Origin of the sequence: Herbidospora galbida (genome assembly GCF_005233835.1) — a bacterium.
Classification (GTDB): domain Bacteria; phylum Actinomycetota; class Actinomycetes; order Streptosporangiales; family Streptosporangiaceae; genus Herbidospora; species Herbidospora galbida.
In genome coordinates this window covers 375,054-400,539 of sequence record NZ_SZQA01000001.1, presented here as the reverse complement: position 1 = coordinate 400,539, position 25,486 = coordinate 375,054, and the positions used below count along the sequence as shown (strand labels likewise).

The 25,486-nt window shown below is 72.0% G+C and carries 21 protein-coding genes; 17 read left to right on the top strand and 4 right to left on the bottom strand.

The window, feature by feature from the left end:
* The first annotated feature begins 107 nt into the window (after positions 1-107).
* Positions 108-557, top strand: a complete 450-nt coding sequence (locus tag FDA94_RS01915; protein WP_137245243.1) for an Lrp/AsnC family transcriptional regulator — start codon at positions 108-110, stop codon at positions 555-557.
* On the opposite strand, the gene FDA94_RS01910 is transcribed toward FDA94_RS01915, so the two are convergent.
* From FDA94_RS01910 to FDA94_RS01900, 3 genes are read right to left on the bottom strand one after another with little or no spacing between them, the layout of a single operon-like run.
* On the bottom strand, positions 554-1,558 hold the full coding sequence (locus FDA94_RS01910; protein ID WP_137245242.1) for an LLM class flavin-dependent oxidoreductase: 1,005 nt from the start codon (positions 1,556-1,558) through the stop codon (positions 554-556). The genes FDA94_RS01915 and FDA94_RS01910 overlap by 4 nt on opposite strands.
* The gene (locus tag FDA94_RS01905) at positions 1,555-1,875 is read right to left on the bottom strand and encodes a TIGR04076 family protein (RefSeq protein WP_137245241.1); all 321 of its coding nucleotides are present in this window, start codon (positions 1,873-1,875) and stop codon (positions 1,555-1,557) included. The genes FDA94_RS01910 and FDA94_RS01905 overlap by 4 nt, the downstream gene beginning before the upstream one ends.
* A 14-nt stretch (positions 1,876-1,889) precedes the next feature.
* On the bottom strand, positions 1,890-2,426 hold the full coding sequence (locus tag FDA94_RS01900; RefSeq protein ID WP_137245240.1) for a helix-turn-helix domain-containing protein: 537 nt from the start codon (positions 2,424-2,426) through the stop codon (positions 1,890-1,892).
* Positions 2,427-2,706: 280 nt separating this feature from the next.
* On the opposite strand from FDA94_RS01900, the gene FDA94_RS01895 reads away from it, so the two are divergent.
* From FDA94_RS01895 to FDA94_RS01885, 3 genes are read left to right on the top strand one after another with little or no spacing between them, the layout of a single operon-like run.
* Complete coding sequence (locus FDA94_RS01895; RefSeq protein ID WP_137245239.1) at positions 2,707-4,293, top strand: ABC transporter substrate-binding protein; 1,587 nt, start codon at positions 2,707-2,709, stop codon at positions 4,291-4,293.
* Positions 4,280-5,362, top strand: a complete 1,083-nt coding sequence (locus tag FDA94_RS01890; protein ID WP_212735121.1) for an ABC transporter permease — start codon at positions 4,280-4,282, stop codon at positions 5,360-5,362. The genes FDA94_RS01895 and FDA94_RS01890 overlap by 14 nt, the downstream gene beginning before the upstream one ends.
* Positions 5,359-6,195 carry an ABC transporter permease gene (locus tag FDA94_RS01885; RefSeq protein WP_062356627.1) on the top strand — a complete coding sequence of 279 codons (837 nt, stop codon included), beginning with the start codon at positions 5,359-5,361 and terminating at the stop codon, positions 6,193-6,195. Before FDA94_RS01890 ends, FDA94_RS01885 begins: the two co-directional genes overlap by 4 nt.
* Positions 6,196-6,234: 39 nt before the next feature.
* Here FDA94_RS01885 and FDA94_RS01880 read toward each other — a convergent pair whose 3' ends face one another.
* Positions 6,235-7,428, bottom strand: a complete 1,194-nt coding sequence (locus FDA94_RS01880; RefSeq protein WP_137245238.1) for an RNA-guided endonuclease InsQ/TnpB family protein — start codon at positions 7,426-7,428, stop codon at positions 6,235-6,237.
* 119 nt (positions 7,429-7,547) lie between these two features.
* Here FDA94_RS01880 and FDA94_RS01875 point away from each other — a divergent pair, with 119 nt between their 5' ends.
* From FDA94_RS01875 to FDA94_RS01810, 13 genes are all read left to right on the top strand, one after another.
* The gene (locus FDA94_RS01875; RefSeq protein ID WP_246059455.1) at positions 7,548-8,522 is read left to right on the top strand and encodes an ABC transporter ATP-binding protein; all 975 of its coding nucleotides are present in this window, start codon (positions 7,548-7,550) and stop codon (positions 8,520-8,522) included.
* Positions 8,519-9,460 carry an ABC transporter ATP-binding protein gene (locus FDA94_RS01870; protein ID WP_137245236.1) on the top strand — a complete coding sequence of 314 codons (942 nt, stop codon included), beginning with the start codon at positions 8,519-8,521 and terminating at the stop codon, positions 9,458-9,460. Before FDA94_RS01875 ends, FDA94_RS01870 begins: the two co-directional genes overlap by 4 nt.
* Positions 9,461-9,463: 3 nt before the next feature.
* Positions 9,464-11,812: a DUF885 family protein gene (locus FDA94_RS01865; protein WP_170990741.1), complete on the top strand. Its 2,349-nt coding sequence runs from the start codon at positions 9,464-9,466 to the stop codon at positions 11,810-11,812.
* Positions 11,809-12,798 (top strand): LLM class flavin-dependent oxidoreductase, encoded by a 990-nt coding sequence (locus tag FDA94_RS01855; RefSeq protein WP_137245235.1) that lies wholly within the window; start codon positions 11,809-11,811, stop codon positions 12,796-12,798. Before FDA94_RS01865 ends, FDA94_RS01855 begins: the two co-directional genes overlap by 4 nt.
* Before the next feature lie 189 nt (positions 12,799-12,987).
* Positions 12,988-14,583, top strand: a complete 1,596-nt coding sequence (locus FDA94_RS01850) for an ABC transporter substrate-binding protein (protein WP_212735119.1) — start codon at positions 12,988-12,990, stop codon at positions 14,581-14,583.
* A gap of 4 nt (positions 14,584-14,587) precedes the next feature.
* The gene (locus tag FDA94_RS01845) at positions 14,588-15,598 is read left to right on the top strand and encodes an ABC transporter permease (RefSeq protein ID WP_137245233.1); all 1,011 of its coding nucleotides are present in this window, start codon (positions 14,588-14,590) and stop codon (positions 15,596-15,598) included.
* Positions 15,599-15,608: 10 nt separating this feature from the next.
* On the top strand, positions 15,609-16,469 hold the full coding sequence (locus FDA94_RS01840; RefSeq protein ID WP_137245232.1) for an ABC transporter permease: 861 nt from the start codon (positions 15,609-15,611) through the stop codon (positions 16,467-16,469).
* Positions 16,470-16,474: 5 nt separating this feature from the next.
* Complete coding sequence (locus FDA94_RS01835; RefSeq protein ID WP_212735118.1) at positions 16,475-18,478, top strand: ABC transporter ATP-binding protein; 2,004 nt, start codon at positions 16,475-16,477, stop codon at positions 18,476-18,478.
* Positions 18,471-20,513, top strand: a complete 2,043-nt coding sequence (locus tag FDA94_RS01830; RefSeq protein ID WP_137245231.1) for a hydantoinase/oxoprolinase family protein — start codon at positions 18,471-18,473, stop codon at positions 20,511-20,513. The genes FDA94_RS01835 and FDA94_RS01830 overlap by 8 nt, the downstream gene beginning before the upstream one ends.
* Entirely contained in the window at positions 20,513-22,177 is a 1,665-nt protein-coding gene (locus FDA94_RS01825; RefSeq protein WP_137245230.1) for a hydantoinase B/oxoprolinase family protein, read from the top strand. Before FDA94_RS01830 ends, FDA94_RS01825 begins: the two co-directional genes overlap by 1 nt.
* Complete coding sequence (locus FDA94_RS01820) at positions 22,170-23,825, top strand: hydantoinase B/oxoprolinase family protein (protein ID WP_137245229.1); 1,656 nt, start codon at positions 22,170-22,172, stop codon at positions 23,823-23,825. Before FDA94_RS01825 ends, FDA94_RS01820 begins: the two co-directional genes overlap by 8 nt.
* Positions 23,822-25,060, top strand: coding sequence for an amidohydrolase family protein (locus FDA94_RS01815; protein ID WP_137245228.1), 1,239 nt, complete (start codon positions 23,822-23,824; stop codon positions 25,058-25,060). Before FDA94_RS01820 ends, FDA94_RS01815 begins: the two co-directional genes overlap by 4 nt.
* Entirely contained in the window at positions 25,057-25,473 is a 417-nt protein-coding gene (locus tag FDA94_RS01810) for a nuclear transport factor 2 family protein (protein WP_212735114.1), read from the top strand. The genes FDA94_RS01815 and FDA94_RS01810 overlap by 4 nt, the downstream gene beginning before the upstream one ends.
* Positions 25,474-25,486: the final 13 nt, after the last annotated feature.

The following is a 25,486-nucleotide window of genomic DNA, read 5'->3' as shown; positions in this document are numbered from 1 at the left end:
CCACCAATCGGTCATATGTTTAGAAGGAGCGCTTAACGGTACGATGCGCCCTTGGCCTGTTGTTTCACGGCCAAACCGCTCAACCGCTTTATGAACCGAAGGTCGCCATGGACGATATGGATTGGGCGCTGCTGCGCGAGTTGCAGGTCGACGCGCGGCTGTCCTTCAGCGAGCTGTCCCGCCGGGTGCACCTGTCGCCGCCCGCCGTGGCCGAGCGGGTGCGGCGGCTGGAGGAGACCGGCGTGATCTCGGGCTACCACGCCCGGGTCGACCTGACCCGGACCGGCTGGCCGGTGATGGCGATCATCCGGATGTCGTGCTACGGGCCCCGCTGCATGCTGCGCGACCCGGCGGTGGCCGAATGGCCGGAGGTGCTGGAGATCCACCGCATCACCGGCGACGCCTGCTGCATCCTCAAGGTGGCCGCCGAGACGATGGACGCCTTCGAGCACGTCATCGACCGGCTCGCGCCCTACGGCCAGCCGTCGAGCACGATGGTGCTGTCGACCCCGCTCCCGTGGCACTCCGTCACCCCGCCCCGCACCAGGCCCGCCTAGGAGCGCCGCAGCCCCGGCAGCACCGCCGACCCCAGGAGTTCCACGCCGCGCCGGTCGCTCAGCCCGTGGGGGGTGCCGAACTCGACCCGGCGCACCCCCGCGTCGATGAGCGCCTGCGCCTGTGCGGCGACGTGGTCGGGGGTGCCCGCGAACGCGAACAGGTCGAGCAGGTCGCCGGGGATGAGCCGGCCCGCCTCCTCGTGCCGCCCGGCGTCGACCAGCTCCTTCACCCGGGCCACCAGGTCGGCGGGGATCTCCAGGGTGGGGTCGAGCTCGGCCACGACCGCGAGGTACATGGCCACCTCCGCCCGTGCCCGGGCCCGCGCCGCCGCGCCGTCGGTGTCGACGACGGTGACCGCGCCGAGCACGATCCCGACGTCCTCGGCGTTCCGTCCGGCGGCCTCCGCGCCGGGCCGCAGCCGCTCGCGGATGACCTTCACCATCGACGGGTTGGCGCTGCCGCCCACCTTTATCTCGTCGGCGATGCGCCCGGCCAGCGCCGCGCCCTTGGCGCCCCACGCGCCGAGCAGCAGCGGCGGATCGGGACGGTGCACGGGGTAGCGCAGCGTGGTGCCCGGGGCCAGCCGGAACACCCTGCCCTCGTACCCTTCGGCGTCGCCGCGCAGCAGCCGGTAGACGACCTGCGCCGACTCCTCCAGGGTGGTCAGCGGGCGCTGCTGGTCGATGCCGACCGCGCCCAGCCAGGTTCCTCTTGCCAGGCCCAGGTAGGCGCGGCCGCGCGAGGCCAGGTCGAGCGCGGCGATCTGGCCCGCGATCTCGTAGGGAGCCAGGGAGTAGGGGTTGAGGCAGGCCACGCCCAGGCGCACCCGCTCGGTGGCGGCGGCCATCTCCAGCAGCGGGAAGATCGGCGGCTGGTACATGAGGTCGCCGAAGACGGTCAGCACGTCGAAGCCGTGCGCCTCGGCGCTGCGCGCCAGTTCCGCGTAGTCGCCCGCGCCCTTGTCGCTCTGCAGGCCGAGCCCGATCTCGACGGTGGTCACGTCAGATCCGCCGAGTTCATCCGGCGGCGGCAGGTGCGGGAGACCTGCATGATCAGGCGCTCCTCCGGGTCGGGGCAGGCGAACTGGGTGTCCTGGGCCAGCCAGTCGCCCGCCGCCAGGTCGCGCTGCTTGGCCGCCAGGAACGGGAGCACGGAGGCCAGGGCGTACACGCAGAAGTGCTGCCCCTCGGGCAGCTTCAGGTGGGCGCTGTGCGTCAGGTCGAAGTGGTCGCCGACGTTCATGCCGCAGACCGACCGGCCCTCGATGCGTTCGACCGTCACCCGTAGGTCGTAGAGCTCCATGTCTGTGTCGTCCATCGGGCCGGTCTCCTTCACGGTGTCGGGGGGTTTATGGCCAGAACGATCTCCGTCTCGGTGTCGGAGGTGTTCAGGTAGCGGTGCGGGCGGTTGGAGTCGAGCGTCAGGCTCTCGCCCGCGGTGACCGTGTAGGCCGACCGCTCGACCTGGACGGTCAGCGTGCCGGACACCACGTACACGCACTCCAAGGACGGATGGCTCCACAGCTCGTCGCTGGAGACCTCGCCGGGCGCCAGCACGGCGTGCAGCACCTCGAGCTGCCCGTTGCCGGGGGTCAGGCGCTCGTAGCGGATCTGGCCGTTGGGCGCGCCGAGGGTGGTGCGCTCACCGGGCCGGCTGATCCACACCGCGGGCGCGGCGGGATCTTCGAACAGCGAGGCGATGGACGCGCCGAACACCCCGGCCAGGCGGCGCAGGGTCGACAGGCTGGGCTCGGTGACGCCCCGCTCGATCTGACTGAGCAACGTCGGTGAGACGCCGGCCTGCTCGGCCAGGGCGCGCAGGCTCATCCCCCGTTCGGTGCGCAGTTCGTGCAAGCGATCTCCGATCACCCGCGCCGTCCTTCCTACCATCGCACTGTCACGTGCAGGTTAACTACACGCGTGGGCGACACCGTAGGGGTGTCGGCATGCGCCGTCAACAGACAGTTGTGAGCAGGTCGTTCCCGGTAATCGGTCTTGACGGGGTCCCGGCCGACGGCCTAGCGTGCGCGGTCAACGTGCAGTAAGGCTGCACGTCGGGTTGCGGCCTCGCGCCGCTGCCGCACAGGAGAGTCATGACATCGCCCCATATGTCTGAGCGGGCCCCCATAGCCCGGCCTTGGAGTCCCTCATGAAGATCCGCCGGTCTGCCGGTGCGCTCACCGCCGCAGTGGCGCTGAGCCTGCTCGCCGCCTGCGGCGGTGGCAACACCGCCGCCCCGTCCTCGCCCGGCGGGCAGGGCGGGAAGACCCTCGTCATCGACACCGCGTTCCAGCTCAAGACCACCGACCCGGCCCGCATGTTCGAGCCCTCGGGGTTGCTGATCGACCAGACGATCTACGACACGCTGCTCACCTTCAAGGGCGGCGACGTCACCAAGCCGGTCCCGGCGCTCGCGGCGTCGTACACCGCCTCCGACGACGCCAAGACCTTCACGTTCAAGCTGCGCCCCGAGGCGAAGTTCTCCGACGGCACCCCGGTCACCTCGGCCGACGTCGTCTTCTCGCTCAACCGCGTGAAGAACGTCAAGGGCAACCCGTCGTTCCTGATGGCGGGCCTCACGGTCACCGCGCCCGACGCGACCACCGTCGAGATCGCCAGCGAGGAGCCCAACACCGCCATCCCGTTCATCCTGCCCAACCCCGCGCTGGGCATCGTCAACTCGGCCGTGGCCAAGAAGAACGGCGCCAGCGACGCCGAGGACGCCGACAAGACCGACACCGCCGAGGCGTTCTTCAACAAGCAGTCGCTGGGCAGCGGGCCGTACGTCCTGGAGAGCTACAGCACCACCTCGCAGGTCGTGCTGAAGCTGAACGAGAACTACTGGGGCACCAAGCCCGCCTACTCCAAGGTCGTCGTCCGCAACACGCAGGCCAACGTGCAGCGGCTCAACGTCCAGAAGGGCGAGTCGCAGATCGCGGTGGACCTGTCGCCCGAGCAGGCCAAGAACATGGGCGACCTCCAGGTCGTGAACGGCGCCTCGCCGAACGTGTTCTTCCTGTTCACCAACAACAACCCGGAGATCTCCAAGATCTCCTCGAACCCGAAGTTCCAGGAGGCGGTGCGCTACGGCATCGACTACCAGGGACTGGTCGACCTGGCCGGTGAGGGAGCCGTGCAGGCGCCCGGCATCGTGCCGTCGGTCTTCCTCGGCGCGCTCCCGGCCGGCGACGGCATCAAGCGCGACGTCGCCAAGGCCAAGGCCGCGCTGGCCGAGTCGGGCCTGCAGAACCCGACCGTCAAGCTGAACTACCCGAGCGACGTGCAGGTCAACGGCCTCAACTTCGGCGACCTCGCCGCCCGCGTCCAGGCCAACCTCAAGGAGGTCGGCATCAACGTGGAGCTGGCCCCTGCGTCGGTGCAGACCGCGCTGGAGTCCTACCGCGGCGGCACCGAGGAACTGGGCCTGTGGCAGTGGGGCCCCGACTTCCCCGACCCCAGCAACTACCTCAACTTCCTCCCGGGCCAGCTCGTGGGCCTGCGCGCCGGATGGGCCGAGGGCAGCGCCCCCGAGCTGGAGGAGCTGGGCGGCAAGGCCCGCACCACCGTCGACGACGCCGCCCGCTCGGCGCTGTACGTCGACATCCAGCACAAGATGAACGAGGGCGGCCCGATCATGCCGCTGATCCAGCCGGCGCAGATCCTGGTCGCCGCCAAGTCGGTGACCAACCTGCAGTCGAACGCCCTCTGGCTGGTCAACGTCCGTGAGCTCGGCTAAGCCGAAAAGCGGTGCCCCCGGGACGGGTCGCAGGCCGGCCCGTCCCGGCGGGGTGCTGCTGCGGTTCCTGGCCCGGCGGCTCGCGGCCGCCCTGCTGCTGTGCGTGGGCATCACCCTCGTGGCCTTCACCCTGACCCAATTGGTCCCGGGCGATCCCGCCGCCGCCAACCTGGGGCAGCAGGCGATCGGCGACCCGGCCGCGGTGGCCGCGTTCCGCGCCAAGTACGGGCTCGACCAGCCCCTTCCGGTGCAGTACCTGACGTACATCGGCAACGTGTTCCAGGGGAACCTGGGCATGTCGCAGCAGAGCCACCGGCCGGTGGCCGAAGACCTGGCCGAGTTCGTGCCGGCCACGATCGAGCTCGCGCTGTTCGCGATCGTGCTGTCGCTGGTCGTGGGCGTCGCCCTCGGCGTGGTGGCCGCCGTCAACCGCGACCGCTGGCCCGACCAGGTGCTGCGCGTGGTGAGCCTGGGCGGGGTGTCCATGCCCACCTTCTGGGTCGCGCTCGTCGCCTTCTACCTGCTGTCCTTCAAGTTCGACCTGCTGCCGGGCACCGGACGGCTCGATCCGGTGCTGAGCCCGCCGCCGTACACCACCGGCTTCTACTCCGTGGACGCGGCGCTGGCCGGACAGTGGGACGTGATGTGGTCGGCGCTCGGTCACCTGGTGCTGCCGTCGCTGGTGCTGGCCGTCTACACGGTCGGCATGCTGATGCGCTTCAGCCGCGCGTCGGTGCTGGAGATCCTCGGCAACGACTACGTGCGCGCGGCCAGGGCCAAGGGCCTGCCCGAGCGGGTCGTCATCGTGCGGCACGTGCTGCGCCCCGCGATGGTCGCGATCATCACCGTGGCCGGCGTCGCCTTCGGCAGCCTGCTGTCGGGCGCCGTGCTGGTGGAGAAGATCTTCTCCTGGCCCGGGGTCGGCCAGTACGCCTACCGCAGCGCGGTCAACCTCGACCTGCCCGGCATCATGGGCGTCAGCATCGTCGTCGCCGGCGTGTACATCCTCATCAACCTGCTCGTCGACCTGCTGTACGGGGTCATCGACCCGAGGATCAGGCTCACATGACGACTGGATCCCGCACCCCGTGGCGGCAGCCCCTGGCCCTGGTCGGCGCCGCCTTCGTCGTGCTGTGGGTGCTGGTGGCGGTGCTCGCGCCCGTGCTGGCGCCGTACGGCCCGCTCGACCAGATCGCCGACAAGCTGCTCGAACCGTCGGCGCAGCACCTGTTCGGCACCGACCAGCTCGGCCGCGACGTGCTCAGCCGCGTCATCTACGGCGCGCAGGTCTCGCTGCCGCTCGCGTTCCTGCTCGTCGCCCTCTCGGCGGTGATCGGCTCGGTCGTCGGCGCGGTGGCCGGGTTCTTCGGCGGCTGGGTCGACGGCACGCTCATGCGGCTGGCCGACCTGGTGTTCGCCTTCCCCGGCATCATCCTGGCGATGGCGGTCGCCGCCGCGCTCGGCCCCGAGCTGCGCAACGCCGTGCTCGCGGTGGTCGTGGTGTCGTGGCCGTCGTACGCCCGGCTGGTGCGCGGCCTGGTCATGTCGGCCCGCAACTCCGAGTACGTCGCGGCCGGGCGGCTGCTCGGATCCTCGTCCGTCCGCACGATGATCGTCGACCTGCGGCCGAACGTCGCCGGGCCGGTGCTGGTCATGGCGGCGCTCGACGTCGGCAACGCCGTGCTGCTGCTGTCGGGACTGTCGTTCCTGGGACTCGGCGCGCAGCCGCCCATGGCCGAGTGGGGCTCGATGGTGGTGTCCGGCATGGACTACTTCGACCTGTGGTGGCTGTGGCTGTATCCGGGCCTGTCCATCCTGACCGTCGTGCTCGCCTTCAACTTCGTCGGAGACACGCTGCGGGACGCCCTCGATCCGCGCACCGCGCGTGCGATCAGGGGTTGACATCCTCCCCCGTCCGAAGGCGGGGGATTACAACTCATCTCACGCTGAAAGGAGGACGAGTTGAGGTTCGCGGTTCATAGGCCCGGTAGCCCGGTCGCCTCCCCGCGCATTCACCGCATGCCCTGCGGCGATATCACGAACGTTTCTGGCGGCGTTCACATCGGCGTTCTCCTGATGCCCACAGGCGCGACACCGGAACACCGCTTGGCTCTCACGGTTATCCGGGTCACGATGCCCGCAGCGATTACAGGTCTGCGATGTATAAGCGGGATTGACTTTGACGACCCGGACGGAGGCCTTGTCTTTGAGCCGGGCGTCGAGCCGGCCCCATCCAGCTGCGAGAATGTCTCGGTTGAGCCCGGCCTTCTGGCGAACGTTCCGTCCCGGCCGCTCGATCGTGCCCTTGGCCGAACGGGTCATGGCGGCGACCTTCAGGTCCTCCACTCCGATGACATCGAACCGCCGCGCGAGCATGGTGGTGGTCTTCTCCACCCAATCCTTACGCCGGTCGATCTCGCGCGCCCTGACGCGGGCGATGGCCTGCTTGACCTTGCGACGCCGATTCGACCCGCGCTTGGCGCGAGCAAGTTTTCGCAGCAGGTGCAGAAGCCGCGCCTTCTCCGTGTCCCGCAGTGTGGGCATGACCAGGTGTTCACCTGTGGACAGGGCTGCCGCGACGGCCACTCCGCGATCCACACCGACTACTTCACCTCTTCCCGGCGCGGGGATGGGCTCTGGAATCGCGGCGAACGCGACATGCCAGCGCCCGGCTCGGTCCCAGGTGACGCGGTAGGACTTCACGCCATCTGGAACGGATCGCGACCAGCGGAAACGGACCCAGCCGACTTTGGGGACCTTGACCTCGCCGACGTGACGGGAAAGGCGGCGAACGTCGCTGGGCGTGATCGCCACGATGCGGAAGCCCTCGTTCTGCCCGCGCTTTCGCCATGTCGGCCGGTTGTGCGTTCTGCGGAAGAAATTCGCCATGGCTTGGGCGAAGTCTTTGAGTGCCTGCTGCTGGACGACGACGGAGCCATTACGCAGCCATTCGAATTCAGTTCGCGCCTCCGTCAGTTGGCGGCATTGTTCGGCGAATCCAGGGGCGCTGCCGCCGCCCGGCTTCCAAAACGAATGCTGTTCGACGGCGAGATTCCACACAAAACGCGCGTGCCCGCAATGCTCCGCCAACGCCGCCTCCTGGGCAGGCGTGGGCGAAAGGCGGTAACGGGACACGCGGATGAATGTATCGGACCCCACCGGCAGAATCAGGGAGATCGAAAAGTGCCGCAGTGTTCCGCATTTCCTCCCCGTCCCGGACGGCTGAGCATCTCTGCCGGACGGTCTTGGTGACCGTGGGAACGCTACTGGAGGTCGAGGACCTCACCGTGTGGCTCGCCACCAGGAACGGACCCCGCAAGGCCGTCGACGGCCTGTCGTTCCGGGTCGACTCCGGCGAGGTCTTCGGCATCGCGGGGGAGAGCGGCAGCGGCAAGACGATGACCGCGATGGCGCTGCTCGGCCTGCTCCCGCACGCCGCCCGCACCAGCGGCCGGGCCGTCTTCGAGGGCCGCGACCTGCTGGCCATGAAGCCGCGCGAGCTGCGCGACGTGCGCGGGCGCAGCATCGCGATGGTGTCGCAGGACCCGTCGACGAGCCTGCACCCGATGCTCAGCATCGAGACCCAGGTGACCGAGCACATGCGCCACCACCTGGGGATCGGCAAGGCGGAGGCGCGCGGCCGGGCGGTGGAGCTGCTGTCGACCGTGCGGATCCCCGATCCGGAGCGGGCGCTGAAGGCGCACCCGGCGCAGTTCTCCGGCGGCATGCGCCAGCGCATCGCCATCGCCGTCGCGCTGGCCTGCGAGCCCCGGCTGCTGCTGGCCGACGAGCCGACGACCGCGCTCGACGTGACCGTGCAAGCGGGCATCCTGCGGCTGCTGAACCGGCTGCGGCAGGAGCGCGACCTGGCGGTCGTGGTGATCACCCACGACCTGGGCGTGATGTCGGCCGTGGCCGACCGCATCTGCGTCATGTACGGCGGCCGCACCGCCGAGGTCGGGCCGCGCGAGACCGTGCTGACCCACCCCCGGCATCCCTACACCCGGGGCCTGCTCGACGCGCTGCCGCACCCGGAGGGCGGGGCGGCGACGCTGCGGCCGATCTCGGGCAGCCCGCCGTCGCTCGGCGCGGTGCCCGAGGGGTGCGCGTTCCATCCCCGCTGCGCCTTCGCCGTCGACTCGTGCCGGGTGGACCGCCCCGAGCCGGTGCTCGTCGGATCCGACCACCGGCTGGCCTGTCCCCCCGACCCGCTGGGAGATACCGCGTGACCGCGCTGCTGGAGGCGACCGGGGTCGCCGTCGAATACCACCGGACCGGCGCGCCGCCGCTGCGCGCCGTCGACCACGCCGACCTGACCCTGAACAGGGGCGAGATCCTCGGGCTGGTCGGCGAGTCCGGGTGCGGCAAGTCGACGCTGGGCCGCGCGGTCGTCGGGCTCCAGCGCACCGCCGCCGGGGAGATCCGCTTCGACGGCCGCCCGGTCGCGCCGCTGGGGCTGCGCCGCCGTCCCGCCGACCTGCGCGGGCTGCAGATGGTCTTCCAGGACCCGTACGCCTCCCTCAACCCCCGCCGCCTGGTCGGCGACCAGGTCGGGGACGGGTACCTGCTCGGCGGGACGTCCAAGGCGGAGGCCCGCCGCCGGGCCGGTGAGCTGCTCGAACGCGTCGGCCTCCCGGCCGACGCGGTGAAGCGCTACCCGCACGAGTTCAGCGGCGGCCAGCGCCAGCGCATCGCGATCGCCCGGACCCTGGCCGCCGAGCCGAGCTGCATCATCGCCGACGAGCCGATCAGCGCGCTCGACGCCTCGGCGCAGGCGTCGGTCGCCAACCTGCTGGTGGAGCTGGTCCGCGAGCTCGACATGGGCATGGTGTTCATCTCGCACGACCTGTCGGTGGTGCGGCAGATCGCCGACCGCACGGCGGTCATGTACCTGGGGCGGGTCGTCGAGGTCGGGCCGACCCGGCAGGTGTGGTCGGAGCCCGCCCATCCGTACACGAAGGCGCTCATCTCGGCGGTGCCCCGGGCCGACGGCGCGGGCGTGCTGCCGGTCGAGCTGCCGGGCGACGTGCCCGACCCCTCGCGGCCGCCCGGCGGGTGCCGGTTCCACCCGCGCTGCCCGGTGGCCCTGCCGTCGTGCGCGGACGACGACCCGCCGCTGACGATCCTGCGGGACGGCCGGTCGGCCGCCTGCGTGCTGGCGAAGTGACTCATGGAAGGACATCTCGTGCTCGCGGAGCTGACCGAGCGGTTCTGGGCCTGGCGGCTGGCCACCACGCCGCGTAGCCGCGACGACATCCCCCGGGTGGTCCGGCCCGCCGGGTGGCGTCCGGAGTGGGACGCCCTCACCGTCGAGGAGGACCTGCGCTTCCTGGCCGGGATCGAGAGCGACCTGGCGACGGTCGCGCCGTCGGACGACCCCGCGATCGAGGTGCCGCGCCGGCTGCTCGGCTCGGCGACCGCGCGGGTGCGCTGGGAGCTCGACGTCCTCCGGAGCTGGCGGCGCGACCCCTGGTTCTACCTCGACCAGACCGTCGGCCACGTCTACGACGCGCTGCTCCAGCCGGGTCCCTTCGACGCGGCCCGCAGCGCCGACCTGGTCGAGCGGCTGCGCTGGATCCCCGGCACCCTCGACACCGCCAGGGACAACCTCGACGGCACCGCGACCCGCGAGTTCGCCGAGCTCGCCCTGACCGACAGCGCCGACGTGCCCGACCAGCTCCGGACCGCCGTCGGCCTGCTGCTGCCGCACCTCGATCCGGCCGCCCGCGACGCCGCGGCGGCGGCGGCCGAGGAGGCGGCGCGGGCGCTCGCCGACTGGCGGGCGTGGCTGATCGAGCGGCTGCCGGGCCTCGCCCCGCACCGGCCCGTCGGCGCGGAGGCGTTCGGCTTCTTCCTGCACCAGGTCGCCCTGCTGCCCTGGTCGGCCGACGAGATCCTCGCCCTGGCCGCCCAGGAGCGCGACCGGGCCGAGGCCTTCGAGCTGTTCGAGCGGGCCAGGTCGGGCCCGCCCGAGTGGCCGCCGCCCCCGGCGAGCGCCGAGGAGCAGAGCGCGGCCGAACGGGCCGCCGAACTGGACGTGCGCGCCTTCTACGAGGAGCGCGGCCTGCTGTCGCAGCCGGCGGAGCTGCGGCACTACCGGAACCTGCCCCGGCCCGACTACCTGGAGCCGCTGCGCTGGCTGGGCGTCAGCGACGACCTGACCGACGAGCACCGGCTCGACCAGGACGGCATCGCCTACGTCCCGGTGCCGGGCCCGGACCTGCCCTACTTCTACCGGGCCAACGCCGCCGACCCCCGGGCCGGGATCATCCACGAGGGCGTCCACTACCAGCAGCTCGCGCTGACCTGGCGGCACCCCGACCCGGCCCACCGCCGCTTCTACGACTCGGTGCCCAACGAGGGCATCGCCTTCTACAACGAGGAGATGATGCTCCAGGCCGGCCTGTTCGAGGACGCGCCGCTCACCCGGGCCATCGTCTACAACTTCATGCGGCTGCGCGCGATCAGGGTCGAGGTGGACGTGCGCCTGGCGCTCGGCGAGCTCGACATCGACGGCGCGGCCCGCATGCTGCACGAACTCGTGCCGGTCGACCTCGACACCGCCAGGGAGGAGGCCGCCTTCTTCGCGTCGGCCCCGGGCCAGGGGCTGTCGTACCAGGTCGGGAAGGTCCAGGTGACCCGCCTGCTGGCCGACGCCGCCCGCCGCGACCGCGACGGCTTCGACCTGCGCGCCTTCCACGACGCGCTGTGGGCCGACGGCAACATCCCGCTGGCCGTGCAGCGCCTGCAGCTGCTCGGCGACGACGGAGAACTGCGCAGGGCCGACGCCCTCGCCGGTGACATGCGCGCCTTCGCCGCCGAACTCCTGGACGCCATCACCTCCGGCGACGTCGCCCGCCTCGACCGCCTGTACGCCGACGACATCCGCATCTGGCACAACTACGACGGAGTCGAGCGGGACAAGGCCGAGAGCCTCGACGCGATCCGCCGCTTCGACGCGGAGATCGAGGACTTCCGCGCCACCGGCGTGCGCGTCGACCCGGTGGCCGGCGGCTACGTGCAGCGCTGCGTCTACCGGGGCCGTGAGCGCGGCGCCGAGATGGCCGTCGACGCGATGATGTTCGTCGAGGTCCGGAACGGCCAGGTCGTCCGGATCGAGGAGTACACCGACCCTGCGCAGGGCTCGATTCCCCCGGCGACCCGGTTCAAGGACGGCTCGGGCTGGGAGGAGCAGGCCGGCTACTCCCGCGCCGCCCGCGAGGGCGACCTCATCGCCGTGAGCGGCACGACGGCCGACGGCCCGGACGCCTACGCCCAGACCCTTGAGGCCCTGCGCCGGGGCGTTGCGGCGGTGGAGGCGCTGGGCGGCTCGCGCGACACCGTGTTCCGCACCCGGCTGCTGCTCACCCCCGACGCCGACTGGGAGCAGGCCGCGCGCGCCCACGCCGAGGTGCTCGGCGACGTGGCCCCCGCCAACAGCACGTACGTCGTCAACGCCCTCATCGGCGAGGGATTCCTGGTCGAAGTAGAGATCGACGCGAAGGCGGTCGGCGCATGACGTTCTCCCTGCGGGTCAACAACGACCTCGACATCCCGACCCTGGTCGACCTGGCGCGGCGGGCCGAACGGCACGGCTTCGACCAGCTGTGGGTCTCCAACGACCTGTTCCTGCGCTCGGCCCCGGTGCTGCTCGGCGTCCTGGCCGCCAGGACCGAGCGCATCAAGCTCGGCGTCGGCATCATGAACCCCTACTCCATGCACGTGTCGGAGATCGCGATGATGGCCGCCACCATGCGCGAGGCCACCGGCGGCCGGTTCCTGCTGGGCGTCGCCGCCGGGTCGGCCGAGTTCCTCGGCTGGGCGGGGATCGAGCGCCCGCGCCCGCTGTCCAAGACCGCCGAGGCGGTCACCGTGCTGCGGGCACTGCTCGGCGCGGAGGAGGTCGGGGGCGAGCTGCCCGCGTGGTTCGGCCCGCTGTCGGAGCTGCGCCTGCCGCCGGGCGATCCGGTGCCGGTGTACGTCGGCGCGATGAGCCCCAAGATGCTCCAGATGGCCGGGCGGCTGGCCGACGGCGTGCTGCCGCTGCTCTATCCGCCGGAACACTTCACCACCGCGAGGGCCGAGGTGGCGAAGGGGGCCGAGGAGGCGGGGCGGTCCGTCGAGGAGCTCGACATCCCGGCCTGCTTCTGGGTGTCGACCGGCGACGACGACGAGCGGGCCCGGCTCGCCATGGCCGCCAAGATCGCCTATTACGGGCCGTCGTTCGCGCCGTACCTGCTCAGCCGGGCGGGGCTCGCGGTGGAGGACTTCGCCCCGATCACGGCCGTGCTGGAGCGCGACGGCCTGGACGCCGCCGCGCGGCTGGTCGACGACCGCATGCTGTCGCTCGGCATCACCGGCGGCACGGCCGACGTGGTCGACCGCTGCCGGGCGCTGCGGGCGGCGGGCGCCACCCACCTGTCGTTCGGGCCGCCGCTCGGCCCTGACCTGCGGGAGGCCGTCGAGAAGCTCGGCAGCGAGGTCCTGCCCGCCATTGCGCTTTAACTGAACAGCGGTGAACACACCTCCGCAGGTCAGCGAAGACATGTTTACTCAGATGAAACAGCTTCCCCTCTTGTTCACGGAAGTTTCGCCTTGGTAGAACGGTGCTAGGTGCGGGCGACCCCCAGCCCGCACACACCTGTTCGTGGAAGGCGAGCTATGGCTGGTTCACCCGCTTTCTCTCGTCGGTCGGTGCTCCAGCTCGGCGGCGGCGTCGCCCTGCTGCTGGCCACCGGCTGCGCCGCCGGCTCCAAGCCCCAGGGCGCGAACGCCCCTTCCGGCACCGCCCCCGCCGCCGCGTCGTCCCTGCGGATCGCCGTCTCCAGCTACCTCAGCAGCTGGGACCAGGACTTCGTCGGTTTCGACCTCACCGCGCTCATGCTCTACAAGAACGTCTACCCCTACCTGATCGACTACGGCGTGACCGACGTGAACGGGGCCCAGATCCTCGACACCACGAACATCACGCCCACCTTCGCCGAGTCCTTCACCCCGAGCGCCGACCAGAAGGTCTGGACCCTCAAGCTGCGCAAGGGCGTCAAGTTCGCCAGCGGCAACGAGATGAAGGCCGCCGACGTCAAGTGGTCCAAGGACCGCGCCTTCGCCGCCCAGGCCAACGTGGCCGGCGTCTACCGCGTCATCGGCCTGACCGAGCCCGACCAGGTGAAGGTCGTCGACGACTACACCGTCGAGTTCACCCAGGCCTTCCCGAGCGCGCTCACCCCGCAGATCCAGGCCATCTCCCTGTACGTCTTCGACTCCGTCGAAGCCAAGAAGCACGCCACCGACGCCGACCCTTGGGCCAAGGAGTGGTTCGCCAAGAACCCGCCCACCGGCGGCTACTTCAACGTCGAGAAGGCCACCCAGGGCCAGGAGATCGTGCTGGCGGCCAACGCCGGCTACCCCGGCCCCGACCCGGCCAAGACCCCGACGATCCGCGTCTCCGTCGTGCCGGCCGCCTCCAACCAGCGGCTCCAGCTCCAGAACGGCGACATCGACATCGCCCTCGGCGTGAGCAAGCGCGACGTCGCCGACCTCAAGAAGGTCCCCGGCGTCAAGGTCATCTCCGCGCCGAGCAACCAGCAGGTCACCCTCCAGATGTCGGTGACCACCGCCCCCTTCGACGACGTGAACGTCCGCAAGGCGCTGGCGTACGCGGTGCCGTACGAGCAGATCATCGCCAACATCTACGGCGGCGACGCGCGCCCGGCCAAGAGCCCGGTGCCGCTCGACATGCCCGGCTACGACGAGCGCGGCTACCCGTACACCTACGACCTGGCGAAGGCCAAGGCGGCGCTGGCGGCGGCGGGCAAGCCCTCCGTCGCCTCCGAGCTGGTCTTCGAGGCCGACAACGAGGAGCAGCAGCAGCTCGCCGTGCTCGTGCAGAGCGAGGCCCGCAAGGCCGGCATCGAGCTCACGCTCGCCCCGCTCGACCCGGCCACGCTGGCCGAACGCCGTCAGAAGCGCAGCGTGCCGCTCCAGATCACCTCGGGCCAGCTGTGGGTCAACGACGTCGAGTACATGCTGGCCACCAGCCTGGTGAAGGGCGCGAACCTCAACTACTCGAACTACTCCAACCCGGAGATCGAGAAGATCTACGAGGAGTCGCACACCACGGTCGAGGCCGCCGCGCGCGGCGAGCTGTGGGCGAAGGCGCAGGACATCCTCGCCGCCGACGTGCCCTGGGTGGTCGTCTGCCAGCCCAACTTCAACCTGCCCGTACGCGAGAACGTGGCCGGGTGGGTGCAGCCCATGGACGGCCTGGCCCGGCTCCGCTTCCTGGGGTAACGACATGCGGATCGCGCGTTTCGTCGGCAGGCGGCTGCTCCAGCTCATCCCGGTGCTGCTCGGAGTGGTCGTCCTGACCTTCCTGCTGGTCCGGGTGCTGCCGGGTGACCCGATCCGGACCATCCTCGGCCCGAACGCCACGCCCGAGGACGCCGCCGCCGCGCGGGCCCGCTACGGCCTCGACCAGCCCATGGTGAAGCAGTTCCTCGACTACCTCGGCGGGCTGGTCACCGGCGACCTCGGCACCTCCATCCAGAGCGGCACCTCGGTCGGCGCGGAGATCGGGCTGCGCATCGGCCCGACCTTCGAGCTGGTCGTGCTGGCGCTCGCGGTGGCGCTGGTCGTCGCCGTGCTGCTCGGCGTCTGGTCGGCGCGGCACGCCGACCGGGCCGGCGACCACGGGGTGCGGCTGGCGGCCCTGGTCGGCAACTCGATGCCGGAGTTCTGGCTCGGGCTGGTGCTGATCCTGGTCGGCTACAGCGTGCTCGGCTGGTTCCCCGCGCCCAGCGGCCGGGTCGACCCGGACACCAACCTGACCCCGCTCACCGGGGCCGACCTGCTCGACGCCGCGCTGACGCTCAACGGCCCGGCGTTCGGGTCGGCCCTGGCCCACCTGATCCTGCCGGTGGCGACGCTGTCGATCGTGGTCGTCGCGCCGCTGCTGCGCAGCGTGCGGGCCTCGGCGCTGGAGGTGCTGCACTCCGAGCCCTACGTGGCGGCCACCGCCCACGGCCTGCGCGGGCGCACGCTGCTGCGCGGCTACCTGCTGCGGGCCACGCTGGCCCGGCTGCCCTCGCTGGCCGCGCTGGTCTTCGGCACCTCGATCGGCTCGACCGTGCTGGTCGAGTACGTGTTCTCGTGGCAGGGCTTCGGCCAGTGGGCGCTGCGCGGGCTGCTCTACCGGGACTACCCGGTCGTCCAGGCGTCGGTGCTGGTGATCGCGTTCTGCTACGTCGTGGTGTTCCTCATCGCCGACGTGGTGCAGGCCGTCCTCGACCCGCGCGTGCAGATCTAGGAGCCGCGTCATGCCCGAAGTCATGCCCGAAACCGTCGTCGTCGGCGCGGCCCGCGCGGGCCGCTTCGCCACCGTCCTCATCGTCACCGGCTCGGCGATCCTGGCCGTCGTCGCGCTGGCCGCGATCGTCGCCCCGCTGCTCACCGGCTGGGGACCGACCGAGATCGACCCCCTCGGCACGCTCGTGCCGCCCGGCCCCGGCCATCCGCTCGGCACCGACGCCAACGGCATGGACGTCTGGAGCAGGCTCCTGTACGCCGGCCGCCTCGACCTCGGCATCGCGGTCGCCGGGGTGGCCGCGGCCGTGGTCGCCGGCACCGCGCTCGGCCTGGTGGCCGGCTATCTCGGCGGCTGGGTCGACGACGTGCTGATGCGCGTGGTCGACGTCTTCCAAGCCTTCCCCACTTTCATCCTGGCCCTGGCGGTGGCGGCGCTGGTCGGCAACGGCACCGGCAACCTGATCGCGGTGATCGCGGCGGTGAACGCGCCCGCGTACGCCCGGCTGGTCAGGGCCGAGGTGCGCACGGTCCGCGAGTCGTCGTTCGTGGCCGCCTCGGTCACCTCGGGCGCCTCCACCTTCGGGGTGCTGTGGCGGCACGTGCTGCCCAACAGCCTGACCCCGGTCCGGGTGATCGCGCCCCTGAACGCCGGGTGGGCGATGCTCACGCTGGCCGGGCTGTCGTTCCTCGGGCTGGGCGTGACCGTCCCGGCCGCCGAGTGGGGCGCGATGATCAGCCTCGGCAGCCCCGACGTGGTGGCCGGACGCTGGTGGACCTCGGTCCCGCCCGGCCTTGTCCTGCTCATCTGCGTGCTCGGCTTCAGCCTTCTGGGCGAGGGCCTCCAGGAGCGCGCCGAAGCGAAGCGGCGGTGAGCCCCGTGGACCCTGACCTGCTCTCGATCGAGAATCTGTCGGTCGTCATCCGCCGTCCCGGCCGCGAGGTGGCCGCGCTCAGCGACGTCACGCTGCGGGTCGGCCGGGGCGAGGTGGTCGGCCTGGTCGGAGAGAGCGGCGGCGGCAAGAGCATGGTCGCCCGCTCGATCGTCGGGCTGCTCCCGGGCGGGTCCCACGCCACCGGCGCGGTCCGCTTCGAGGGCGACGACGTGCTCCGCATGGACGACGACGCGCTGCGCCGCCACCGGGGGCACGGCGCGGCCATCTGCTTCCAGAACCCGCGCGGCGCGCTGAGCCCGACCCGAACCGTGGGCCGCCAGCTCACCGACCGCCTGATCACCCACCAGCGGCTGACCGAGACCGAGGCGCGGCGGGCCGCCGAGGAGCAGTTCGCCGCCGTCGGCATCCGCTCGCCCCGGCGGCGGCTGGGCGCCTACCCGCACGAGCTGTCGGGCGGCATGGCCCAGCGGGTGATGATCTCGCTGGCCACCGGCTGCGCCCCCGGCCTGCTCATCGCCGACGAGCCGACCACCGGCCTCGACGTGACGCTGACCAGGGAGATCCTGCGCCAGTTCCGGCACGCCGCCGACACCGACGGCCGGGGAGTGCTGCTCATCTCACACGACCTGGCCTCCGTCGCCGACGTGTGCGACCGCGTCGTGGTGCTCTACGCGGGCACCGTGGTGGAGAGCGGCCCGGCCGCGCGGGTGCTGGGGCGGCCCGCCCACCCGTACACGCGGGCGCTGCTGCGGTCGGTCCCCGACGTCGACGGCCGCGCGGTCGTCGCCACGCCGGGCGCGATGCCGCTGCTGAAGGCGGCCCCGCGCGAGTGCCCGTTCGCGCCGCGCTGCGCGCACGCCACCGCCGAGTGCTCCGTCGACCGGCCTCTCCCGACCCCGGTGCCGGGCGCCACCGACGAATGGAGCCTGGCCTGCTTCCATCCGCGTACCGACGAACTCGCCTTCGAAGAGCCCGCCGCCACCCCTGCGCGGGCGACGGCGGCGGAGCGGGCCGTGCTGGAGGTCGACGACGCCCACGTGGTCTACCGCAGCCGGTTCGGCAAGGGCGGCCACGCCGCGCTGCGCGGGGTCAGCCTGCGGGTGGCGGCGGGTGAGACGCTCGGCGTGGTGGGGGAGAGCGGCTGCGGCAAGAGCACCCTGGCCAAGCTGCTGCTCGGCCTGGTTCCGGCGGCGCGCGGCGACGTGCGGGTGGCCGGGTCGCGCATGTCCGACCTGCGCGGACGTGAGCTGCGCCGGTTGCGGACCCGCGTCCAGATGGTGTTCCAGGACCCGATCGGGTCGCTCAGCCCGCGCCGCACCGTCGCCGAGGCCATCGCCGAACCGCTCCGGGCCCTCGGCCTGCCGGCGGCTCAGCGGGCCGAGCGGGTCGCCGCCGTGGCCGACCGACTGAAGATCGACCGCTCGATGCTGGCCCGCCACCCCCACGAACTGTCGGGCGGGCAGGCGCAGCGCGTCTGCATCGCCCGCGCGCTCGCCGGGGAACCCGACGTGCTCGTCTTCGACGAACCCACCTCGGCGCTCGACGTCACCGTGCAGGCGCAGATCCTCGACGTGATCGCCGACGTGGTGCGCGACCCGTCGCGGGGCTCGGTCTTCATCTCGCACGACCTGGCCACCGTGCGCGGCTTCGCCGACCGGGTGATCGTGCTCTACCTCGGCCGGATCGTCGAGGAGGGCCCGGTCGAGGAGGTCTTCGGCCGCCCACGCCACCCCTACACCCGGGCGCTGCTGTCGAGCGCGCCCAGCCTCGGCTCCGGCTTCTCCGGGCCGAAGGTGACGCTCACCGAAGATCTCGACGACACCGAGGCCGCCGCCACCGGGTGCCCGCTGGCCGCGCGCTGCCCGTTCGCGGCCGACCGCTGCCGTACCGAGGAGCAGCAGCTCCGGCCGCACGGGACCGCCCAGGTGGCCTGCTGGCGGGTGCCCGAGATCCCCGACCTGCTGAAAGGTAGTGACATCCGTGTCTGACCGCACCATCCGGCTGGCCGTCGACATCGGGGGCACCTTCGTCGACGCGATGGAGCTCGACTCGCGCACCAACCGGGTCAGGTTCCGCAAGGCCTCCACCACCCCGGCCCGGCCGTGGGAGGGCGTGCTCAACGCGATCGAGGCGCTGGGCACCGACCTGTCCCGCGTGGAGCTGTTCATCCACGGCACCACCCTCGGCCTGAACGCCGTGCTGGAGCGCCGGGGCGGCCCGACCGGCATCATCACCAACGAGGGCTTCCGGGACGTCTTCCTCATCGGCCGGGGCAACGTACCGCCCGACCACATGTACGACTTCCAGTACGAACGCCCCGAGAGCCTGGTCCGCCGCCGCCACACGGCGGGCGTCAGAGGACGGCTCGACTACCGGGGCCGCGTCGTGGAGGACCTCGACCCCGACAGCGTGCGCGCGGCGGCCCGCACCCTCGTCGAGGAGCACGGCGTGCACGGCATCGCCGTCTGCTTCCTGCACTCCTACCTCGACCCGGTCCACGAACGGGAGGCGGCGGCCGTCATCCGCGAGGCGTACCCGCAGGTCAGCCTGTCGCTGTCCACCGACATCGTGCGCGAGTACCGCGAGTACGAACGCACCAGCACCACCGTGCTGGAGGCCTACATCCGGCCCATCTTCGAGAGCTACGTCGACGAGCTGGAGGCCGGGCTGGCCGCGCGCGGCTTCGGCGGCCGGTTCCTCATCATGCGCTCGGGCGGCGGCTCGATGACCTCCTCGGTGGCCAAGACCTCGCCCACCCACACGGTGCTGTCCGGCCCGGCCGGGGGCATCGTCGGCGCGGCCTACCTGGCCGACGCCCTCCAGCGCGACTACCTGCTGACCTTCGACATCGGCGGCACCTCGCTGGACGCCTGCGTCATCGAGCGCGGCTCGGCGGTGGCCGCCTACGAGGCCCAGCTCGAACACTTCCCGCTGCTCATCCCGACGTACGACATCCGCACCATCGGCGCGGGCGGCGGCTCGATCGCCTGGCTGGACCGGGGCCTGCTCAAGGTCGGCCCCGAGAGCGCCGGGGCCGACCCGGGCCCGGTCTCCTACGGCCGGGGCGGCACCCGCCCCACGGTCACCGACGCCGCCGTCGTCCTCGGCTACGTCGACCCCGACCGGTTCCTCGGCGGCGAGATGGGCCTGCACGCCGACGCCGCCCGCGCGGCGCTGGAGGAGCAGATCGCCGGGCCGCTCGGGCTGCCGGTCGAGTCGGCCGCCGCCGGGGTGTTCGACGTGCTGCTGGCCAAGACGGTCGGCGCGGTCCGGCAGATCACCGTCGAGCGCGGCCACGACCCCCGGGTCTTCTCGCTGCTCGCCTTCGGCGGGGCCGGGCCGCTGCTGGCCCCGCTGCTGGCCAGGGAGATGGGCATCCGCGAGGTGGTCGTGCCGTTCGCGCCCTCGGGCTTCTCGGCCTGGGGCATGCTGTCGGCCGACATCGTCGGCGACTTCTCCCGGACCGTCATGGCGACCCTCGACGACATCGACCTCGCCGGCCTGGAGGGACGCTTCGGCGAGGTGGAGGCCGAGGCGGTGGCCTCCCTGAAGGAGCAGGGCATCCCCGCCGACCTGGCGATCCTGGAGCGGCAGCTCGAACTGCGCTACCTGGGCCAGGAGCACACGCTGACGGTCCCGGTCGGCCGTGACCTCGACGCCGAGACCGTCCGGGTCGCCTTCGAGGAACTGCACCGCGCCCGCTACGGCCACGCCATGGACAACCGGCTCCAGATCCTCAACCTGCGCGTACGCGGCATCGGCCGGGCCGAGCGCCCCGAACTGACCCGCCCGCCCCGCCGCGAGAAGGACCTCGCGCCGGCGTACCGCCGGGCCTACGACTTCGGCACCCGAACGCTGACCTCCTTCGCGGTGTACGACCGGGCCGACCTCGCGCCCGGCGACACGTTCGCGGGCCCGGCCCTGGTCGACGAGGGCACCTCCACCACCGTGGTGCCCAGCGGCCAGCGGGTCGAGGTCGACGAATTCGGCCACCTGCTGGTGACCCTCGACGAGGAGGCGTGATGACCCCGCTCGACGGCGCGACCGTGGAGGTCGTGCGCAGCTACCTGCTGTCGGCGGCCGAGGAGATGCGCGCCACCCTGGTGCGCACCTCCTTCAACCCCGTCATCTACGAGGTGCACGACTTCGGCATGTCGATGTACGACGCCGACCTGCGCCTGATCGCCGAGGCCACCGGCCTCACCTTCTTCCTCGGCGCCAACGACTTCGCCCTCCGCAGGGGCGTGGAGTACGTCGGCAGGGAGAACCTGCACCCGGGCGACGTGGTGCTGATGAACTATCCGTACTGGAACTCCGCCCACGCCTACGACGCGACCCTGTTCGCGCCGGTCTTCGAGGGCGCCGACCTGGTCGGCTTCCTGTGTGTGCGGGCCCACTGGATGGACCTGGGCGCGAAAGACCCGGGCTACGTGCTCGACTCGACCGACATGCACCAGGAAGGCCTGATCTTCCCCGGGACGAAGGTCGTCTCCCGGGGCGAGCCGGTGCGGGAGATCCACGAGCTGATCCGGTTCAACTCGCGCATGCCGAACGAGGTGCTCGGCGATCTGCACGCCCAGATCGCCGCCCTGCGCACCGGTGAGCGCCGCTTCCTGGAGATCCTCGCCAAGTTCGGCCGCCCCACCGTCGAGGCAGCCGTCGAGCGGATCATCGCCGACGGCGAGGCGCGCACCCGCGCCGCGCTGGCCGCCCTGCCGCAGGGCTCGTGGACGGCGGTCGACTGGGTCGACGACGACGGCATCACCGACGACCCGGTGAAGATGCAGGTCACCGTCACCATCGACGACGGCGGGTTCACCGTCGACTTCGCCGGTTCCGCCCCGGCGACGGCCGGCCCGATCAACATGCCCTACGGCGCGACCGAGGCGATCTGCAAGGTCGTGCTCAAGTCGCTCACCTCGGCCGACCAGCCCTCCAACGAGGGCACCGTCGCGCCGCTGGTGGTGAAGGCCGAGCCGGGGACGCTGTTCCACGCCGTCTACCCGCAGCCGACCTTCACCCTGTGGACCGGCATCGTCGCGGTGGAGCTGATCCTCAAGGCCCTGGCCCAGGGCATGCCCGACCGGCTGGCGGCCTCCTCCGGGGGTGACGTGCCGGGCTTCATGATGGTCGGCGTCCACCCCGACACCGGGAAGCTGTTCGCGGTCAGCAACAACGACCCGGTCGGCTGGGGCGCGACCCCCGACCACGACGGCATGCACGCCGCCACGCACGTCTCCGGCAGCACCGGCCGCACCACCCCGATCGAGGTCCTGGAGGCCAAGACCGGGATGTTCTTCGAGCGGGTCGAGATCCGCACCGACTCGGGCGGGGCGGGAAGGCACCGGGGCGGCGCGGGCCTGCGCCGCGACATCCGCTTCGTCACCGAGGGCGAGTTCCTGTCGGTCATCAAGAAGACCCGCACCCGCCCCTGGGCCCTCGACGGCGGCTGCGAGCCCGAACCCAACCAAGTCATCGTGTTCCCCGGCACCGACCGCGAGGAGCGGGTCAGCACCCGCCGCACCCCCGTGTCGCCGGGCGACCGCGCCACCCTGCTCACCGCGGGCGGCGGCGGCCACGGCGACCCCCGCGACCGCGACCCGGCGGCCGTCCGCGACGACGTCGCCGAAGGCTACGTCTCCCCGCAGGCGGCCCGCGACCTCTACGGAGTGGACGTCGATGACTGACGGCACCACCGTCGAGGTCGTCCGCAGCCACCTGGTCTCGGTGGCCGAGGAGATGCGGGCCACGCTGGTCCGCACCTCCTTCAACCCCGTCATCTACGAGGTGCACGACTTCGGCATCTCGATCTACGACCCCCGGCTGCGCCTGGTCGCCGAGTCGACCGGCCTGAGCCGGTTCCTGGGCGCCAACGACTACTCCGTCCGCAAGGGCGTGGAGTACGTCGGCGTCGGGAACCTGCATCCCGGCGACGTGGTGCTGATGAACTATCCGTACTGGAACGCCGCCCACTCCTACGACGCGACCCTGTTCGCCCCCGTCTTCGACGACGAGCTGATCGGCTTCGTCTGCGTGCGGGCGCACTGGATGGACCTGGGCGCCAAAGACCCCGGCTACGTCCTCGATTCGATCGACATGCACCAGGAAGGGCTGATCTTCCCCGGGACGAAGGTCGTCTCCCGGGGCGAACCGGTGCATGAGATCCACGAGCTGATCCGGTTCAACTCGCGCATGCCGAACGAGGTGCTCGGCGACCTGCACGCCCAGATCGCCGCCCTGCGCATGGGTGAGCGCCGCCTGGTCGACCTGAGCGTCCGGTATGGCCGCGACACCGTCGCCGAGGTGATCGACACCGTGATCGAGGTGGCCGAGGCGTCCACCGCCGACGCCCTGGCCGCGCTGCCGCAGGGTTCGTGGACCGCCGAGGACTGGCTCGACGACGACGGCGTCACCGGCGACCCCGTGAAGATGCGGGTCACCGTCACCATCGCCGACGGGACCTGCGTCGTCGACTTCGCCGGTTCCTCGCCCGCCGTGGCCGGCCCGGTGAACCTGCCCCTCGGGGCCACCATCGCCACCGCGCGGGTCGCGTTCAAGGCGATCACGACGCCCGGCGAGGCCGCCAACGCCGGTCACTTCACCGCCCTGACCGTCCGGGCCGAACCCGGCACGATCTTCCACGCGGTCTACCCGGCGGCGACCTTCACCCAGTGGACCGGCACGGTGGCGCTCGAACTCATCTACAAGGCCCTCGCGCAGGGCATGCCCGACCGGCTGCCCGCCTCCTCCGGGGGCGACGTGCCGGGTTTCATGATGGTCGGCGTCCACCCCGACACCGGCAAGCTGTTCGCGGTCAGCAACAACGAGCCGGTCGGGTGGGGCGGCACGCCGCACCACGACGGCATCGGCCCGGCCAACCACCTGGCCCAGACCCAGGCGCGGATGACGCCGATCGAGGTCCTGGAGGCCAGGACCGGGATGTTCTTCGAGCGCCTGGAGATCCGCACCGACTCCGGGGGAGCGGGCCGCTTCCGCGGCGGCCCCGGCCTGCGCCGGGACATCCGGTTCGTCACCGAGGGCGAGTTCCTGTCGGTGATCAAGAAGACCCGCTCCCGCCCCTGGGCCCTCGACGGCGGGCACGAGCCCGAACCCAACCAGGTGATCGTCTTCCCCGGCACCGACCGCGAACACCGCGTCAGCACCCGCCGCACCGCCGTGTCGCCCGGCGACCGCGTCACCGTCCTCACGGCCGGGGGCGGCGGCCACGGCGACCCCCGCGACCGCGACCCCGCGGCCGTCCAAGACGACCTCGCCGAAGGCTACGTCTCCGCCGAGGCGGCCCATGACCTGTATGAAAGGAAGAACCCTTCATGAACTCGACCGTGCTGACCGGCTGCACGGTGGTCGACGCCCGCGTCCTTGACGGCGTCGCCCCACTGCGCGACGCGGCGGTGTGGGTCCGCGGCGACCGCATCGCCGCCGTCGGCCCCGCCGACGACGTCCTGGCCGAGGCCGGGCGAGACCATCGGCGGGTCGACCTGGGCGGCGCGTTCGTGACGCCCGGCCTGGCCAACATGCACACCCACCTGTCCCTGTCGCTGCCCGGTCAGGGCGGCGACGCGGTCAAGGGGCTGAGCCCGCACGACCTGGCCTTCTACATGGCCGACGGAGCCCGGCGCACCCTGCTCTGCGGGGTGACCACGGTCCGCTGCGTCGCCGAGAAGGACCACGCCGACTTCGCGCTGCGCCGCGCCGTCACCGCCGGCCGCGCGGCCGGGCCGCGCATCTTCACGGCGGGCCGCGCGCTGGTCTCCACCGGCGGCCACGGCCACGAGGGCACCGACACCCTGGAGTGCGACGGCGCCGACGGCTTCCGCCAGGGGGTGCGCAGCCAGGTCAAGGCCGGGGCCGACCTGATCAAGGTGATGATCTCCGGCGGCATCGCCGGCGAGCACGAGGACATCGACACCCGCCAGCTCTTCACCGACGAGCTGACCGCCGTCATCGAGACCGCGCACGCCTGGGGCCGCAAGGTCACCGCCCACGCGGGCCCCGCCCCGGTCATCGCCGAGGCCGTCGAACTCGGCCTCGACTGCGTCGAGCACGGCTACCAGCTGACCCCCGAGGTGGTCGCCGCGATGGCCGCCCGGGGCACCGCCCTCGTGCCGACCCTGCTGGTCACCCGCTGCAAGGCGTTCTTCGACGAGCTCGGCGTACCCGAGTGGATGCAGCGGCGCTCGCTCGGCGCGGGCCCCCGCCACCTGGAGAGCTACGCCCTGGCCCTGGCGGCGGGCGTGGAGGTGCTGCTCGGCAGCGACATGCCCCCGTTCTGGGACTTCGAGGGCACCAACGCCACGGTCCGCGAACTGGAGCACATGTCGGACGCCGGCCTCGGCCCCGCCCGCGCCCTCTACGCCGGCACCCTCGGCCCGATCCGCTGGCTCGGCGCGGAGGCCGACCTCGGCACCGTCGAGCCCGGCAAGTACGCCGACCTCATCGCCATGGACGCCGACCCGCTGGAGTCGACGTCGGCCTTCCGGGGCGTGCGCTGGGTGATGTCCGGCGGCCGGATCGTCCGCGACGACCAGAACGGCCGGGCCGCCCTGTGACCGGCTTCGACGTCACCACGCGCGGCACCACCGCCGCCGATGTCGCCGCCGCCATCGACGACATGTACGACGCCTTCCTGGCGGGCGACCGCGCCCGGTTCGACAGCCACCTCCACCCCGAGGTGACCACCTGGGAGACCCACCTGCCCGGCCCGCTGCGCACCCGCGCCGAACTCGACGCCTACCGCGCCCAGCGGGACGCCGCCGGGGCGCGGCCGTCGCTCGACTCGCTGAGCGCCAGGGAGATGCGCGTGGACGTCTGGGGCGACACCGCCGTGGCCCGTTACGTGCTGGTCGCGGTCGCGCCGGGCGGCCCGCCGGAGCACACCCGGGTCACCGACGTGCTGCGCCGGTCGGCCACGGGCTGGGCCATCGTGCACCATCACGCGGAACTCGTCCGCGATGTTACGTGAGAGTGAACAGAGC